This window comes from Amycolatopsis sp. CA-211722, from assembly GCF_056828465.1.
Genome location: NZ_CP184752.1, coordinates 4,069,929 through 4,085,563 on the forward strand (window position 1 = coordinate 4,069,929; position 15,635 = coordinate 4,085,563).

Sequence of the window (15,635 nt, forward strand, 5' to 3'; positions counted from 1 at the left end):
CTCACGCGGGGAAGGTCCGCCCCAGGAACTCCAGCGTCAGCGCCCAAGCCGCCGCGGCGGGCTCCGGCTGGTGGAACATCGGCGACACGTGGTTGTGGAACGCGTGCCCCGCGCCCTCGTGGATGTGGATCTCCGCCCCGTCGTGGGAGGCCACCGCGTCCGCCAGGCGACGCACACCCTCGATGGGAATGTAGGGATCCTCGCCGCCGAACTGGAACTGGATCGGGCAGGTGATCTTGTCCAGCAACGGAAGTTGCTCCGGAACGCGCGAGCCGTAGTAGGAGACCGCGACATCCGGGTCGCCCTCGGCGGCGGCCGCGTAGGCCATCGAGCCGCCGAGACAGAAACCGAAGAGGCCCGCGCGGCCGCCGGTTTCGGGCAGTTCGCGCAGTGCCGCCAGCGTGGCGAGCACGTCGGTGACGGCGCGTACCGGATCCAGTTGGCCGGCGACGGCCATCGAGGCCGAGAGCCCGGCTTCGTCGTGCGTGGCCGACCAGCCGGGGGAGATCCGCCAGAACAGTTCGGGCACGGCGACGACGTAGCCGAGGGCGGCCAGGTCGGCGGCGACGGACTTGAGGTAGTCGTCGAGACCGAAGATCTCCTGGATCAGCACCAGCCCCGGGCCGGAGCCGGATTCCGGCAGCCAGAGCGGGGCGTCGAACGAGCCGTCGGCGACGGTCACCTTGGTCATCGGGTTCCTTCCAGCGCGCGCACGAGGCAGTCCGCCACCAGGGCGGCCTGCGTACCTTCGGGGTCGAGGTCGGGATCGAAGATGGTCAGCTCCAGCCCGGCGGCGCCGGGGACGGCGAGCAGGCCGCGGAGCAGTTCGACGAGCTTGTCCGGACTGAGCCCGCCGGGATCGGGACTGTCCACAGCGGACACGAATTCCGGGTCGAGCGTGTCGATGTCGACGTGGATCCAGAAACCGTCCAGCGGCGCGAAGATCTCGCGGGCGGCGGCGAGCGCGCCTTCGGTGCCGGACGCCATGATCTCCTGGCTGGTCACGACGCGCAGTCCTGCGTCCCGCGCCTCGGCGGACTCCTCCGCGCGAACACCGAGCACGAGGACGTCTTCGTCGCGGACGTACGGGCCCAGACCGTCCACATCGGCCAGTTCCGGTTGGCCACGGCCGGTGACGACGGCGAGGGCCTCGCCGCCCACGTTGGCGACGGACTCGGAATTGCCGAGATGCCGGAAGTCGTCGTGCCCGTCGAAGTAGACGATGCCGAAACGTCCTTCGCGACGCAGCGTCAGCATCGCGGCGAGCGCGATCGAGCAGTCGCCGCCGAGCACCACCGGGAAGCCGCCGTCCGCGCGGATCTTCGTCAGCCGCCCGGCGAGGGCCGCGGTGTAGGTCGCTATCCCGGCCGCGTTGCGCACACCGCCACCGGGCGACCAAGCGGGCAGATACCGCGGCGGGGTGACGACGCCGCCGTCCCTGGCGCCCAAACGGGTGAGCAGGCCGTGGTCGCGCAGCGCGCCCGGCGCCTTGTGACAGCCGGGGACCACACCATCGGCGGGTGGGCGCAGTCCGAGGTTGGACGGTGCGTCGAGCAGTACGAAATTCCCCATGCCCCCACCGTAGTAGTGACGCCTGGTGTCACGCCGTCCGTCCCTTTAGGTTGAAGGGACGGACAGAGGAGGCTCAATGGCGGAGCGGACCAAATACATCCTCGACGAAGCGGACATGCCGTCCAGGTGGTACAACGTCGTCCCGGATCTGCCGGAGCCGCCACCGCCGCCCTTGCATCCCGGCACCCGCGAGCCGGTCGGCCCGGACGATCTCGCGCCGCTGTTCCCGCAGGCGCTCATCGCCCAGGAGGTCAGCACCGAACGGTACATCGACATCCCGGAAGAGGTCCTCGACGTCTACCGGCTCTGGCGGCCGTCACCGCTGTTCCGCGCGAGGCGGCTGGAGAAGGCGCTCGGCACTCCCGCGCGTATCTACTACAAGTACGAGGGCGTCAGCCCGGTCGGCTCGCACAAGCCCAACACCGCCGTCCCGCAGGCGTTCTACAACGCGGCCGAGGGGGTCACCAGGCTGACCACGGAAACCGGCGCCGGGCAGTGGGGGAGCGCGCTCGCGTTCGCGTGCGCCACCTTCGGGCTCGAATGCGAGGTGTGGCAGGTCCGCGCTTCGTTCGACCAGAAGCCGTATCGCAAGCTGATGATGGAGACCTTCGGCGCGACAGTGCATCCCAGCCCGTCCGAGCTGACCGAATCCGGCCGCGCGATCCTGGCCGCGGACCCGGGGTCGACCGGCAGCCTCGGCATCGCGATCAGCGAGGCGGTCGAGCAGGCGGCGCAGGCGGAGAACACGCGGTACGCGCTCGGCAGCGTGCTCAATCACGTGCTGCTGCACCAGACGATCATCGGCGAAGAAGCGCTCAAGCAGTTCGAGCTGGCCGGGGACACCCCGGACGTTCTCGTCGGCTGCACCGGCGGCGGATCCAACTTCGGCGGGCTCGCCTTCCCGTTCCTGCGGGAGAAACTCGCCGGCCGGATGGATCCGGTGATCCGCGCGGTCGAGCCTGCCGCGTGCCCGACGCTCACCCGAGGGAAGTACGCGTACGACTTCGGGGACACCGCGGGGCTGACGCCGTTGCTGAAGATGCACACGCTCGGTCACGACTTCATCCCCGACCCCATCCACGCGGGTGGCCTGCGCTATCACGGGATGTCGCCCTTGATCTCGCACATCTACGAACTCGGGCTGATCGACGCGGTCGCCATCGGGCAGGAGGACTGCTTCGCCGCCGGCGTTCGGTTCGCCCGTGCGGAGGGCATCATCCCCGCGCCCGAGCCGACCCACGCGCTCGCCGCGTGCATCCAGGAAGCGTTGCGCTGCAAGGAAACCGGGGAGGAGAAGGTGATACTGACCGCGCTGTGCGGGCACGCGCACCTCGACCTCCCGGCGTACGGCGCGTACCTGGCGGGGAACATCTCCGATCACGCGCTGCCGGACGAGGCCCTCGAAAAGTCCCTCGCCGGCCTTCCGTAACCCTCGCGCGGATGTCATGAAAGGGTCGTTCAGGACGAAAAATGTCCTGAACGACCCTTTCATGACATTCGAGAGCGGGGGTCAGCCGGTCACCTGGTAGCCCGAAGTCCGGTTCCGCCCGGTGTTCTTCGCCTGGTAGAGCGCCCGGTCCGCGACGGCGAGCACGGCGTCCAGATCGGCGACGCCCGGCCGGTCGGCGAGGCCGATCGACACGGTGACGTGTTCGGGCAGGTCACCCGCCCGCGTGGCCACGCTCGACCGGATCCGTTCCGCGATCGCGTGGGCGTGGACGGCGGGCGTGCCGGGCAGCAGGACGACGAACTCCTCACCGCCGAACCGCCCGACCAGATCCGTGCCGCGCACCTCGGTGCGCAGCGTTTCCGCGATCGCCGCCAGATACCGGTCACCGACCAGATGCCCGTGCCGGTCGTTGATCAGCTTGAACCGGTCGACGTCGACCATCAGCAGGCTGGTGTGCCGCCCCGCGCGCCGCGCGCGGTCGAGTTCGTCGGAGGCCGCTTCGCGCCACGCCTTGGCGTTGAGCAGCCCGGTCTTGGCGTCGCTGCGCGCCTGCCGTTTCAGTTGCCGCAGCAGGACGCCGCGATGCAGCACCAGCGTGATCCCGACGACCAGCAGCAGCACCACCGGCCAGTCCCGCAACGCCCACGCGACGATGACGCCGAGGGCGATCGTCGCCGCTTCGAGCGCGTACTCGAACGGCTTCGCCACCGCGTCGCGCAGCCGCTCGTGCGGGGTGCCGAAGTACACCGCGATGGTCATGAGCACGGTGTTGACCAGCAGGAAGACCCCGCCCGCCGCGACGATCGACCCGAACGAGGCGACGTCGCGGGGGAGTACGTCGAACGGGGCCGCGTACCGGGCGAGGAAGGCGGCGGCCGCGAATCCCGAGAGCACGGTCGCCGAGGTGGAGAACACCCGCCGGAACAAGGGGCTCGGCTGCCCGCGGAACCAGCGGTAGAAGAACGACACGGCGATGACCAGCGCGGCGAGCGCGGGGTGCACCAGCAGCACGGCGGCGAAGGTCCAGACGCTGTCGAGCGAGATGTGCGGTGTCCCCGCGAACCGTTCCCGCACCCGCTCGACCGGGCGTGACAACTCCGTGTACAAGACGGCGCTGACGATCAGGATCGCGAACGGGACGGCGTCGCCCTGGCTGAACGGTATCCGGAGAAAAGACCAGGCGGATCCGGCGATCGCCGCGACGTCCACCAGGAGGACGAAGCCGATCAAACCGCGGTGGGGTAGCCGCCACAGCGCCCAATTCGTTAGCGCCACGGAGACGAACGTAATCGGTTGGATACTAGGTGTCACTACGCTGTATGGGTAGGCGTGGGTGCACCACGCGTGACCGGATCGGGGAAGTGGAGGGGGTGAGCTCCATGCGCGGGCAGAACTGGTGAATACCCGGTTCCGGTCAAAGGGGGTGAAGCGGGGCCACGTGGCGCCAAGCCCGGGTGGCCGGAACAGCCACTACGAGACCGGCGAGTGCGATGACCGAGACCGTCGTCGCGGGTGAACCGAGCACGCCGACGAGCAGGCCGCCGGCGATCAGCCCGATTCCCTGCACGGCGATGAGTCCCGACCCGGCGAGGCCGAAGGCCTGGCCTCGTTCGGTGTCGGGGACCAGCCGCATGAACGTGGTGCTCGCGGTGACCTGGTAGGCCGCGCACATCCCGGACAGCACGAGCAGTCCGGCGGCGTAGGGGAGCGACGGCCGGAACCAGAACGCCGCGAGCGGCACGATCGCGCCGAGCGCCAGCGCGCCGACCAGGCGCAACCGGACCTCGGGCCGCACCAGGCGGCCTAGCACGAACACTCCGAGCACGATCCCCGCGGGATGCGCCGCGAGCAGCAGTCCCGCCGTCGCCGCACCGCCGCCGATCTCCGCGGCGTAGGGCACGGCGAGCCCCTCCGGCACGATCACGAAACCTGCCAGCCACGCCAGGCCGACCAACGCGCGCAGCCTGCGGTCGCGCCAGATCGTGCCGGCGCCCGCGCGAAGCCGCCGCAGTGTCGACGTCGCCGCTCCGCCGGCGCCCGACGCGGGCCGGGCGCGGACACCCAGCCGCAGGACGACCGCCGAGACGGCGAACGTCACCGCGTCGATCGCCAGCCCGCGCCCCGGACCGATCGCGGCGATCACCACGCCGCCCAAGGCGAATCCGGCGAGCTGGCCGATCTGGTTGGTGATCTTCATGAGGGACTGGCCGAGAACGTAGGAATCCCCGCTGAGCACCGACGGAAGGACCGCGGCCTGCGCGGCGGTGAACGGCGCGTTGGCCAGCTGCACCACCACCAGCACGGCGGCGAGCACGGGCAAAGGGAGGCCGGGGACGGCGAGCACCGCGACCAGGAGCGCGCGGACGACGTCGGAGCAGACCATCACCGCGCGTCGGGGGAACCGGTCGGCCAGGCCGCCGAGCAGCGGTCCGCCGATCAGATCGGGCAGGTAGGTGAGCGCGTACGTCAGCGCCGGCCAGGTCGCCGAACCGGTCCGTTGGAACACCAGCACCGACAGGGCGACCCTGGCCACCTGGTCACCGAGGATCGACTGGAGTTCCGCGAACCAGATCGCCCGTAGTTCGCCGACCGCGAGGATCTGCCGGAAGGTCGCCTTGGGCTCCACGAGGTGACCACCCCCGCTCCATCGGGTGAGTCACTCAGCGTACCGCCGTGGCCGCGCGCGGTAAAAGACGCTGAAGGGCGCTTTCCCCGCATGCGATGCGGGGAAAGCGCCCTTCGTAGCGTGAGATGAGGGGAAGGTTCCCTTCAGCCCCCGGTGGAGGTCACTCCGTGCCGCAGGTGATCCTCGGCTGCGGGTTGTAGTGCACGTTCCGGGTGTGCCGCCGGATCTCGCGGCCGGTCGAGGCGTCCTTGATGACCCGGGTGTCCGACGTGGTGAAGCCGGGCGCGCCGTTGCTGGGCTTGCAGTTCTCGGCGGGGCCGGGCTTCGTCGGCGGCTCGGACGGGTTGCTGCGGCCGCCCGGGATCGACTCGACGGTGTACTTCTTGGTGCCCCACAGCCGGATCGTGATGTCCGACGGCGTCCAGATGGTCTGGATCGCCACCCCGGTGTCCGTGTCGTTGGTGAACTTCAGGTCGATCACGCTGCCGCCGCTGTGGTTCTGGAACACGGTCGCCTCGCGGGCGGCGGGGTAGCGGCTGATGTAGTAGCTGTGTTCCTTGTGCTCGGTGTCCTTCATGCCGGCGAAGTACGAGGCGTTGTACAGCGTGGTCGCGAACTGCGAGATCCCGCCGCCGACCTCGCGGCCGGGCGCGCCGTCCTTGATGACACCGGCCTCGACGTAACCCTGCGCCGCGCCGCGCGGCCCGGTGAACCCGTTGAGGCTGAACGTCTCACCCGGTTTCACGATGGCGCCGTTGACCTTCTGCGCCACGACCCGGATGTTCGTCCCCGAGTCCGGCGCGAACCCGCCGGTCTTGAACTCGCTGACGACCTCCTTGATGCCGAGCTGGTTCGCCTGCTCGGTGGTCACCTTGGCCGGGGTCTTCTTGTAGGTCACGGGCAGTTCGCGGGGCGCGGCGCGCTTGAGCACGTCGAGCACCGGCTTGAGGCTGGGCTCCCAGTCGACGACGTTGGCGTCCTCGGAGGGCTGCACGGTCGGCTTGCCGCCTTCGAAGACGATCTGCGCGTCCTTGCCCTCCTTCTCGGTGGACTTCAGCTGCGGGCCCGCGGCCTCGATGATCTTGTTGTTGTCCACCTTCGGGTTCAGCACACCGCCGTCGACGGGCTCGAAGGTCAGCGCGGCCGCGATCTGCTCGGGTTTGACGACGGCGTCCTTGCCCTCGCCCTTGACGACCATCGGCGACGCCACTGCGGGCTTCGCGATCTGCTCGAGAGCGGCGTGGACGGCCTCCGCCGAGACCTTGACCGGGGTCTGGGTGACCGCGAGCGTCAGCGCCTCGCCGCCGGCCCAGCGCTCCAGGATGGTCTTCTTGGCGGCGTCGAGGTCGAGTTTCTGCCCGGTCTTCGGCTCGACGGCGACCGGCTTGGCCTCCTCGAAGCGCACGGTGCCCTCGATCGGGTCGCGGTCGACCTTGTCGCGCAGGTTCTCCAGCGCGGCGGTGAGCTTGGCGTCGTCGGTCTGCGTGACGACGCCGACCTCGGTGGTCGAGAAGAACGACGCGATCCGGGTGAACGGGTTCAGCGGCTGGTCACCGGCCTGGTCGAGGGTGGCGGGCCAGTCGAGGCGCAGCCCCGCGTTGGTCGGCGCCAGCGACTCCTCGGCGTCGCCCGCGAGGACCTTCACCGGCCGGGTCAGCCGCGGCTCGATACCGCCGCGGAGCTCCTTCTCGGCCGCCGTGCGGTCCATCCCGCCGACGTCGACCCCGGCGACGGTGACGCCGCGGGGGACGCTGCCCTGGGAGACCAGCACGTCGAGGGCGTACGCGACGACCAGCAGGCCGAACACGCCGCCGCCGATGAAGGCGGCCTTGCGGTAGCTGCGACGGCGCTTCGGTGGCGTGGGGGCCTCCGGCGTGGCAGACTCCGCGAACCCGGGCGTGACGACCGGGAGAATGTCCGTCTGCTCAGCGTGGGACTCGGGCCAGCGCGGTTCCTGCGGCAACTCTCCACCCTCCACGGTCCGGCCGGGGCCGGGCGTCGTGATCGAACATCCGGGCCTTCCCTACGTTCCGGACGTAGGTTCAAGATACGGGGCGCGTTTTGTGGTCGTGCAACTCGCCCGGTTGGGTGAGCGGGTCACTCCGTCGGGTGGTCACTGGGCGTCAGGTTCCGGGTTTTCGCCCACTCTGGCGAGAAAGCCGAAGTCGCAACCCTCGTCGGCTTGCGTGATGTGTTCGGCGTACAACGCGCCGTAACCCCGTTCGTACCGCGGGGCGGGCGTGGTCCACTCCGCCCGGCGACGTTGCAATTCCGCATCATCGACGTCGAGGCTCAGCCGTCGCGAAGGGACGTCCAAAGTGATCGGATCACCGTCGCGGACCAGCGCGAGCGGCCCGCCCACATGGGATTCCGGCGCGACGTGCAGTACGCACGCGCCGTAGCTGGTGCCGCTCATCCTGGCGTCGGAAACGCGGACCATGTCCCGGACGCCCTTGGCCAGCAGGTGATCCGGCAGCGGCAGCATCCCGTATTCGGGCATTCCCGGGCCGCCGAGGGGGCCGGATCCGCGCAGGACGAGGACCGAGTCCTCGGTGATGCCGAGTGAGGGGTCGTTGATGCGCTTCTTCAAGTCCTGGTAGTCGTCGAAGACCACCGCGGGTCCAGTGTGGACGAGTAGCCGGGGCTCGGCGGCGATGTGCTTGATCACCGCGCCCGACGGCGCGAGATTCCCGCGCAGCACCGCGACTCCACCCTCGGGGGCGACCGGGTTTTCGCGCGTCCGGATGACGTCGTCATCGTGCACCCGTGCGGTTTTCAGGTTGTCGCCGAGTGTCCGGCCGGTGACGGTGACCCGATCGGTGTGCAGCAGGCCGGTCAGCCGGGAGAGCAGACCGGGGAGGCCGCCGGCGTAGTAGAAGTCCTCCATCAGCCAGTCGCCGCCGGGCCGGATGTTCGCCAGTACGGGGACCCGGCGCGCGATCGCGTCGAAATCGTCCACGGACAACGGGATCCGCCCGCGACCGGCCATCGCGATCAGATGGATGACGGCGTTGGTGGAGCCGCCCAGTGCCAGCACCGTGGTGATCGCGTCGGCGTACGCGCGTTCGTCGAGGATCTTCGTGATCGTGAGGTCCTCCCACACCATCTCGACGGCACGCGCTCCGCTCGCCGAGGCCATCCGGTGGTGCGCCGAATCGACGGCCGGGATCGACGCCGCGCCGGGCAACGTCAGCCCGAGGACTTCGGCGACCGACATCATCGTGGACGCGGTGCCCATCGTCATACAGGTTCCGGGAGAACGGGCCAGCCCACGCTCCAATTCGGACAGTTCCGCGTCGCCGATCAGCCCCGCCCGCTTGTCGTCCCAGTACTTCCACATGTCGGTGCCGCTGCCGAGCACCTCGTTCCGCCAGTGCCCGCGCAGCATCGGGCCGGCGGGGACGAAGATCGCGGGCAGCCCCGCGCTCGCCGCGCCCATCAGCAGCGCCGGTGTGGTCTTGTCGCAGCCGCCCATGAGGACCGCTCCGTCGACGGGGTAGGACCGCAGGATCTCTTCGGTCTCCATCGAAAGCAGGTTGCGGTACAGCATGGGTGTCGGTTTCTGGAAGGTCTCCGACAGCGTCGCGACCGGGAATTCCAGCGGGAATCCACCGGCCTGCCACACCCCGCGTTTGACCTGTTCGGCCCGCTCCCGCAGATGCATGTGGCAGGGGTTGATGTCGCTCCAGGTGTTGAGGATCGCGATGACGGGTTTCCCGAGGTGTTCCTCCGGGTTGTAGCCGAGCTGCCTGCTCCGGGCCCGGTGGCTGAAACCGCGGAGTTCGCCGCCGCCGAACCAGCGATGACTGCGGAGTTCCTCAGGGTTCCTCATGAGCCGAGTATGGCATCTCATATATGATCGGCCCATGTCTTCGCCCTTCAGCCTGCCCGCTTCACGGACCGAAGTGGTGCTGGAAGAGATCCGCCGCGGCATCCTCACCAGGGAGCTGAAGCCCGGCCGGCCGCTGGTCGAAGCCGAGCTCGCGGCCCGGCTCGGGGTGTCGAAGACGCCGGTGCGCGAGGCGCTCAAGGTGCTGTCGAACACCGGGCTCGTGACCTTCAGCCCGTACAAGGGCGCCTCGGTGTGCGTGGTGGACGCGGAGCTGGCGAAGTCCGTTTACGACGTTCGCCTGGTGCTGGAGCCCGAAGCCGTGCGCCGGTCGGTCGAACGTGGTTCGCCGGACCTCTTGGAAGACGCCGCGGAGGCGTTGAAGGAGGCGTCGGCGGCGATCGCGGACAAGGATCAGGCGGCGCTCAGCCTGCTCAACCGTCGTTTCCACCGAGCGCTCTACAGCGGTTGCGGCAACCCGCTGATGGTCTCCATACTGGACGACCTCCGGGACCGCGCGGCGCTGATCAGCGTCGTCGGCTGGGCGGCGAATCCCAGCTGGCGCAGGGAATGGGCCGAACACAAGGCGGTGCTGGCGGCGGCGAAGAAGGGGGACGCCGAGGGCGCGGCCGTCCTGCTGCGCGGGCATATCGGCGACTTCCTGGACCGGATCCTCGAGACCATCGGAGACGATTGATGCGCCTGCTGCTCATCGCCGACACGCATCTGCCGCAGCGCGCGAGGAGGTTGCCGGCCCAGGTCTGGCGCGAGGTCGAGGCGGCCGACGTCGTCGTCCACGCCGGTGACTGGGTCGAGGCGGCCCTGCTCGACGAGCTCGAGTCCCGGAGTGAACGGCTCATCGGGGTCTACGGCAACAACGACGGCGCGGACCTGCGGGCGCGGCTGCCTGAGATCGCGCGGGCGGACCTCGACGGCGTCCGCCTGGCGGTCATCCACGAAACCGGCGGTAAGCAAGGGCGCGAGCGCCGCTGCGACGCACAGTTCCCGGACACCGACGTTCTCGTGTTCGGGCACAGCCACATTCCCTGGGACACGGTCACGCCGAAGGGGCTGCGGCTGCTGAACCCCGGCTCGCCGACCGACCGGCGAAGCCAGCCGTTCTGCACGTACCAGACCGCCGAGATCCGTGGCGGCGAGTTGCGCGACGTAGCTCTTCATGAGCTGCCGCTTCGCCGCTGACCGGGTAGACAGGGAGCCATGGAACCGGCGCAGGCGTTGAGGGAGATCGCGTTCTGGCTGGAGCGCGCGGGTGAGCCGACCTATCGGGTGCGGGCGTTCCGGCAGGCGGCTTCGGTGGTCGCCAAGGTCAAGCCCGACGAACTGCGCCAACGCGCCGAGGCGGGCACGCTGACCGCGTTGCCGAATATCGGCAAGGCGACCGCGGCCGTCGTCGAAGACGTCCTCGCCGGGCGTCGTCCCGCGTACTTCGAGAAGCTCGGCGAGCCGAAGCTGCCCGACGGCGGCCCGATGCGGGCGGCGTTGCGCGGCGACTGCCACACCCATTCGGACTGGTCCGACGGGGGAAGCCCGATCGAGGAGATGGCGGAAGCCGCCCGCGCGCTCGGTCACGAATGGATGGTGCTGACGGATCATTCACCGCGGCTCACCGTCGCCAACGGTCTGTCGCCGGAACGGCTGAGGCGGCAGATGGACGTCGTCGCGGAACTGAACGAGACGATGGCGCCGTTCCGGATCCTGCACGGCATCGAGGTCGACATCCACCTCGACGGCACGCTGGATCAGGAGGAAGAACTGCTGGAGCGGCTGGACTTCGTCGTCGCGAGCGTGCACTCGAAACTGCGGATGCCGGCGAAGGAGATGACGCCGAGGATGATCGCCGCGGTGCGGCATCCGCGGGTCCGTGTGCTCGGCCACTGCACCGGACGGCTGGTGATGGGAGCGCGGGGGAAACGGCCGGAGTCGGAGTTCGACGCCGAGGCGGTGTTCACCGCGTGCCGGGAGAACGGGGTCGCCGTCGAGATCAACTCGCGTCCCGAACGCCGCGATCCGCCGACGCGCCTGCTGAACCTGGCCGTGGAACTGGGCTGCGACTTCGCGATCGACAGCGACGCGCACGCGCCGGGCCAGCTCGAATGGCTGGTCTTCGGCTGCGAGCGCGCCAATGAGCTGGGGATCGAGCCGGACCGGGTGATCAACACGCGGACCGCTGAGGACCTGCTGGCGGGCTAGCTCACCCCCCCTCGCATGTCATGAAAGGGTCGTTCAGGACAAAAGATGTCCTGAACGACCCTTTCATGACATGCGTCGCGACGCGCTAGCCGATCTCGTACGGGTCCCCGTAGACCGCCCACTTCAGCGGGGTGTGCAGGTCGAGGTTGCCGTCGTTGAGCCACACCAGCTGGGCGGTGTCGATCCGCGAGGTGTCCGCGTGCGCCTCTTCCTGCTTCATGACCACGCGCCGCGCGTCGAGGAACGCCTTGAGGTACGCCGTCTCGTCGCCACCCTGCGCGGGCGGTTCGGCCTGCTGGAGCGCGGCCGAGCGGATACCGCCGAAGCTGTCCTGGCTGGTGCCCGGGCCGTGCATCACGATGGCGTCGTAGTAGATGAATTGTCCCAGTGCGCCCAGGCCGTCCGATTTCGCCTGATTCACCGCCGGATCGAAATAGACGCGGTCGCGTTCACCGTTCTGCGCCGCCTTGAAGTCCTCGCGGCCGGCGGCCTCCCGCCACGCGTTTTCGAAACCGCTGCCGAGCCCTTCGTGTGAATCGGTGCCGTCGACCTTGCGCAGCGCCGGGAGGTATTCCGCGAGCGGGTTGTCCGGGACCGAGTTCGTGTAGCGCTCGACGAGTTCCAGCATGTCCCCGGTGCCGGAGCAGAACCCGATGATGCCGGCGGTGTACCCGCGCCCGTCGTTGATGTCCTCGATGTAGGAGTACTGCGCTTTCCAGTCCAGGGAAGAGTTTTCCGCGCTGGAGACGATCTGCATCGCGATCTCCTTCTTCTCCGGCGAGGCGAGGTCGCCACCGGAAGCGAAGATCGACGCCGACGCCGAGACGGGCGCCGCGGACCCGAGCGAGGAGATCGCGACGGGGCCGGAAACGGCGAGAGCGAGAACGGAGACCGCGCCGAGAGCACGACGCATCGCGGGCCGCAGAATATCACTCATGAAAGGTGTCCCTTTCCACAGAGAATTGTCATTTCTGTCAAGGTGTTGCTGCGGCGTGGGCACACGATAACCACGGGTGACAGTTTCCGGCAAGGGGGAGAGCCGGTCGAAGATTTTCGTTACCGCCGGTCGCCGGTGTAGACGACGGCGGCGCACACCGCGTCCACCCCCGAGATCAGTTCGGCGAGCGCCTTCGGAAGTTCGCGATGGGTGGACCCGGCCCAGGTCCGCAGTCCGGCGCGGTCGAGTTCCGGTTCGCAGAAGTCGTCGAGACCGATGGTCCAGGCCAGCAGGGCGAGACAGACCGAATGCGGATCCGGCTGTTCGGTGCCGAGGACGGCCGTCCGCACCTTGCTGCGCGCGGCCGTCGACATCAGCAGATCCCGTGGCGGATACCGAGGATTCTTCCGCAGGAGCATCCGGTCGGTTTCGCGGTCGATCACTCCCGCGGCGAGCAGATTGCCCGCGACCGTTTCCCCGAGGTCGTGCCGCAGATGCGTGACCCATTCCCGGACGGTGTGGCGTTCGGGTTCGCGGAGGATTTCCGAGAACACCCGATCCAGCGGGGGATGGGCGAGGCCGCGCCGCGACAACGGCCGGATTCGTTTGCGTTCCACGGTGATCCGCTCGGCGAGGAGGAGATCGCAGAGCGCGGAACCGGCCATTCCGATGCCGAGTCCCGTGCGGCGCAGCGCGGGTTTTCCGGTGAACTCGTCGTGGGCGAGGAAGAACAGGGAATCGACCAAGGTCAGCCGACGCATGAATGGCACGCCCCCCGGCGTCGTAGTGCGGGACGGCCAAAGTAGCGGTAGCGCGCGGACCACTGCGACCCGAGGTCCGTTTTTAGCCTGAACGGACGTACCTCACCGAGGAGGGCGGCCCTAGGGTGGGATGGCTTTCGCAAGATCAAGAACCTTCAGCGCCAAACCGACGTCCGGGGGGACGGGTTCATGGGTACGCAAAGACCGCGGCGCGGTCTCGGTCATCGACGGCTCGGAGCCGCCCAGATCGTGTTCTTCGTGGTGGCCGCGGCCGGTCCGCTCTTCGCCATCGCGGGCGGTGTCCCGACCAACTACGCGGTCACCGGCAGCGTCGGGGTGCCGCTGTCGTTCCTCCTGCTGGCGCCGATCCTGGGGCTGTTCGCGGTCGGATACGCCGCGATGAGCCGCTACATCACCAACGCGGGCGCGTTCTACCCCTACGTCGCCAACGGGATCGGCAAATCCACCGGCGCCGGGATCGCGTTCGTCACGCTGATCTCCTACAACGCCATCCAGATCAGCATCTACGGTCTGTTCGGCTGGTCGGTGTCGACCTGGCTCGGCACGCTCACCGGATCCCCGCCACCGTGGTGGCTGTGCGCGCTGGTGATGGTGCTGATCATCGGCGCGCTCGGCGTCCTGCGGGTCGATTTGAACGCCAAGGTGCTCGGGGTGGCGCTGTGCCTCGAAGTCGCCGTCGTCGTGATCGTCGACATCGCGTTGTTCACGAATCCCGCCGGTGGCGGCGTTTCCTGGGTTCCGCTCGAACCGTCGAGCCTGTTCACCACCGGTGTGGGCGCGGTGTTCGCGTTCTCCGCCGCCGCGTTCATCGGTTTCGAGGGCGCGGCGACCTACGGGGAGGAGACGCGGGAACCCAGCCGCACGGTCGGCCGCGCGACGTTCGCGGCGATCGGGCTCACGGCGGTGCTCTACGTCGCCTCGTCGCTCGCGCTGGCCGTGGGGACCGGGCCGGACGTCATCGTCACCACCGCGGCCGCCCAGGGCCCGGACCTGCTGTTCACCCTGGCGGGCGAGCACCTCGGCGAGACCTTCTCCACTGTGGCGTACACGTTGTTCGTGACCGGGCAGTGCGCGGCGCTGCTGAGCTTCCACAACGCCGTCGCGCGGTACTTCTTCGCGCTGGGCAGGGAAGGGTTGCTGCCGCGCTCGCTGGCCAAGACCAGCAAACGCACCGGTGCGCCGGTGGCCGGTTCCCTCACGCAGACCGCGCTCGCGCTGGTGGTCGTGGCGCTGTTCGCGGTCGCGGGCCGCGATCCGGTGACCGAACTGTTCACCTGGCTCGGCACGACGGCGTCCACCGGGGTCGTGGTGATCATGATCGCCGTCTCGCTTTCGGTGATCGGCTTTTTCAAACGGCGCCGTGCCGCCGAAAACGCCTGGCGTCGCTGGATCGCGCCGGGCACGGCGATGCTCGCGCTGTCGGCCGTGCTCGCGCTGATCCTGCTCAACTTCGATCTGCTGCTCGGCCCGGCCGGGACGTTCCTGTTGCGCTGGGGGCTGCCCGGTCTCGTGCTCGTCGCGGCCTTGGCCGGCTTCCTGCGCGCGGAGATGTTGCGGACCAAGGATCCCGAGACCTACGCCGCCATCGGCGGCCCGCTCGAGGACGACGAACCCGTGGCGCTGGGGGCGGGGCGGTGATCGTCCGACCCGCCGAACCGTCCGAAATGGACACTGTGGTCGACGTGCTGGCCGAGGCGTTCCACGACGATCCGGTCAGCGCGTGGGTCTTCCCCGGAGACGAGCGTCGCGCGGTGGCACAGCCGATCTTCCACCGGGCGATCCTGCGGGCAACGCTCGCCGCGGGTGGTCACGTCGACGTCACCGGCGACCTGTCCGGCGCCGTCCTCTGGACGCCGTCCGGGGAGGAGGACATGGACGACGACGCGTTCACCGGGCTCACCGGGGAAGAAATCGGCAGGCTCGCGGCGTTGTTCGAGGTGATGACGGAGCACGCCCCCGGCGGCGAGTACCACCACGCGCAGTTCATCGGCGTCCGCAGGAACGCGCAGCGGCAAGGGATCGGCGCACGGTTGCTGCGGTACGGGTTCGACCGGTACGGCGCGGTGCCCGCGTACCTGGAGGCGAGCAGCGCGGAGAGCGCGAAACTGTACCGGCGACTGGGTTTCCGCGACCACGGGCCGGCTTTCGCGGTCGAGGGCGGGCCGCCGATGCTGCCCATGTGGCGGGAGCCGTGACAGAACTCTCGTCGATATGTCTATAAAGGACTG

General features: G+C 69.2%; 14 protein-coding genes. 6 read left to right on the forward strand and 8 right to left on the reverse strand.

What is annotated here, in order from left to right; genetic code table 11:
* Position 1: 1 nt before the first annotated feature.
* Together ACOCEP_RS19765 and ACOCEP_RS19770 are read right to left on the reverse strand one after the other, a co-directional pair.
* Positions 2 to 691 (reverse strand): dienelactone hydrolase family protein, encoded by a 690-nt coding sequence (locus ACOCEP_RS19765; protein ID WP_482339130.1) that lies wholly within the window; start codon positions 689 to 691, stop codon positions 2 to 4.
* The gene (locus tag ACOCEP_RS19770; protein WP_482339132.1) at positions 688 to 1,572 is read right to left on the reverse strand and encodes an arginase family protein; all 885 of its coding nucleotides are present in this window, start codon (positions 1,570 to 1,572) and stop codon (positions 688 to 690) included. Before ACOCEP_RS19770 ends, ACOCEP_RS19765 begins: the two co-directional genes overlap by 4 nt.
* Positions 1,573 to 1,648: 76 nt before the next feature.
* On the opposite strand from ACOCEP_RS19770, the gene ACOCEP_RS19775 reads away from it, so the two are divergent.
* Positions 1,649 to 3,001 carry a TrpB-like pyridoxal phosphate-dependent enzyme gene (locus tag ACOCEP_RS19775; RefSeq protein WP_482339133.1) on the forward strand — a complete coding sequence of 451 codons (1,353 nt, stop codon included), beginning with the start codon at positions 1,649 to 1,651 and terminating at the stop codon, positions 2,999 to 3,001.
* Between the two features lie 81 nt (positions 3,002 to 3,082).
* Here the strand turns inward: ACOCEP_RS19775 and ACOCEP_RS19780 are convergent, their stop codons facing one another.
* From ACOCEP_RS19780 to araD, 4 genes are all read right to left on the reverse strand, one after another.
* Positions 3,083 to 4,297 carry a GGDEF domain-containing protein gene (locus tag ACOCEP_RS19780; RefSeq protein ID WP_482339135.1) on the reverse strand — a complete coding sequence of 405 codons (1,215 nt, stop codon included), beginning with the start codon at positions 4,295 to 4,297 and terminating at the stop codon, positions 3,083 to 3,085.
* A gap of 139 nt (positions 4,298 to 4,436) precedes the next feature.
* A complete protein-coding gene (locus ACOCEP_RS19785) occupies positions 4,437 to 5,648 on the reverse strand; it encodes an MFS transporter (protein WP_482339136.1) in 1,212 nt (403 codons plus the stop codon).
* A 160-nt stretch (positions 5,649 to 5,808) separates the two neighbouring features.
* On the reverse strand, positions 5,809 to 7,611 hold the full coding sequence (locus ACOCEP_RS19790; RefSeq protein WP_482339138.1) for a VanW family protein: 1,803 nt from the start codon (positions 7,609 to 7,611) through the stop codon (positions 5,809 to 5,811).
* A 150-nt stretch (positions 7,612 to 7,761) separates the two neighbouring features.
* On the reverse strand, positions 7,762 to 9,480 hold the full coding sequence (araD, locus tag ACOCEP_RS19795) for an L-arabinonate dehydratase (protein ID WP_482339139.1): 1,719 nt from the start codon (positions 9,478 to 9,480) through the stop codon (positions 7,762 to 7,764).
* Positions 9,481 to 9,514: 34 nt separating this feature from the next.
* Here araD and ACOCEP_RS19800 point away from each other — a divergent pair, with 34 nt between their 5' ends.
* From ACOCEP_RS19800 to ACOCEP_RS19810, 3 genes are read left to right on the forward strand one after another with little or no spacing between them, the layout of a single operon-like run.
* On the forward strand, positions 9,515 to 10,174 hold the full coding sequence (locus ACOCEP_RS19800; RefSeq protein ID WP_482339141.1) for a GntR family transcriptional regulator: 660 nt from the start codon (positions 9,515 to 9,517) through the stop codon (positions 10,172 to 10,174).
* Positions 10,174 to 10,677, forward strand: a complete 504-nt coding sequence (locus ACOCEP_RS19805) for a metallophosphoesterase family protein (protein WP_482339143.1) — start codon at positions 10,174 to 10,176, stop codon at positions 10,675 to 10,677. The genes ACOCEP_RS19800 and ACOCEP_RS19805 overlap by 1 nt, the downstream gene beginning before the upstream one ends.
* Positions 10,678 to 10,695: 18 nt before the next feature.
* Positions 10,696 to 11,688 carry a PHP domain-containing protein gene (locus ACOCEP_RS19810; RefSeq protein ID WP_482339144.1) on the forward strand — a complete coding sequence of 331 codons (993 nt, stop codon included), beginning with the start codon at positions 10,696 to 10,698 and terminating at the stop codon, positions 11,686 to 11,688.
* A gap of 85 nt (positions 11,689 to 11,773) precedes the next feature.
* Here ACOCEP_RS19810 and ACOCEP_RS19815 read toward each other — a convergent pair whose 3' ends face one another.
* Positions 11,774 to 12,625 carry a chitosanase gene (locus ACOCEP_RS19815; RefSeq protein WP_482339146.1) on the reverse strand — a complete coding sequence of 284 codons (852 nt, stop codon included), beginning with the start codon at positions 12,623 to 12,625 and terminating at the stop codon, positions 11,774 to 11,776.
* 119 nt (positions 12,626 to 12,744) lie between these two features.
* Complete coding sequence (locus tag ACOCEP_RS19820) at positions 12,745 to 13,386, reverse strand: GOLPH3/VPS74 family protein (protein WP_482339147.1); 642 nt, start codon at positions 13,384 to 13,386, stop codon at positions 12,745 to 12,747.
* A 189-nt stretch (positions 13,387 to 13,575) separates the two neighbouring features.
* On the opposite strand from ACOCEP_RS19820, the gene ACOCEP_RS19825 reads away from it, so the two are divergent.
* Positions 13,576 to 15,045 (forward strand): APC family permease, encoded by a 1,470-nt coding sequence (locus ACOCEP_RS19825; protein WP_482339148.1) that lies wholly within the window; start codon positions 13,576 to 13,578, stop codon positions 15,043 to 15,045.
* Entirely contained in the window at positions 15,042 to 15,602 is a 561-nt protein-coding gene (locus ACOCEP_RS19830) for a GNAT family N-acetyltransferase (RefSeq protein ID WP_482339150.1), read from the forward strand. The genes ACOCEP_RS19825 and ACOCEP_RS19830 overlap by 4 nt, the downstream gene beginning before the upstream one ends.
* The last annotated feature ends 33 nt before the right edge of the window (positions 15,603 to 15,635 follow it).

Bases quoted from the DNA above. Each gene is read 5' to 3' on its own strand.
- ACOCEP_RS19765 (WP_482339130.1), bottom strand. From the start codon at position 691: ATGACCAAGGTGACCGTCGCCGACGGCTCGTTCGACGCCCCGCTCTGG.
- ACOCEP_RS19770 (WP_482339132.1), bottom strand. From the start codon at position 1,572: ATGGGGAATTTCGTACTGCTCGACGCACCGTCCAACCTCGGACTGCGC.
- ACOCEP_RS19775 (WP_482339133.1), top strand. From the start codon at position 1,649: ATGGCGGAGCGGACCAAATACATCCTCGACGAAGCGGACATGCCGTCC.
- araD (WP_482339139.1), bottom strand. From the start codon at position 9,480: ATGAGGAACCCTGAGGAACTCCGCAGTCATCGCTGGTTCGGCGGCGGC.
- ACOCEP_RS19800 (WP_482339141.1), top strand. From the start codon at position 9,515: ATGTCTTCGCCCTTCAGCCTGCCCGCTTCACGGACCGAAGTGGTGCTG.
- ACOCEP_RS19805 (WP_482339143.1), top strand. From the start codon at position 10,174: ATGCGCCTGCTGCTCATCGCCGACACGCATCTGCCGCAGCGCGCGAGG.
- ACOCEP_RS19810 (WP_482339144.1), top strand. From the start codon at position 10,696: ATGGAACCGGCGCAGGCGTTGAGGGAGATCGCGTTCTGGCTGGAGCGC.
- ACOCEP_RS19815 (WP_482339146.1), bottom strand. From the start codon at position 12,625: ATGAGTGATATTCTGCGGCCCGCGATGCGTCGTGCTCTCGGCGCGGTC.
- ACOCEP_RS19820 (WP_482339147.1), bottom strand. From the start codon at position 13,386: ATGCGTCGGCTGACCTTGGTCGATTCCCTGTTCTTCCTCGCCCACGAC.
- ACOCEP_RS19825 (WP_482339148.1), top strand. From the start codon at position 13,576: ATGGGTACGCAAAGACCGCGGCGCGGTCTCGGTCATCGACGGCTCGGA.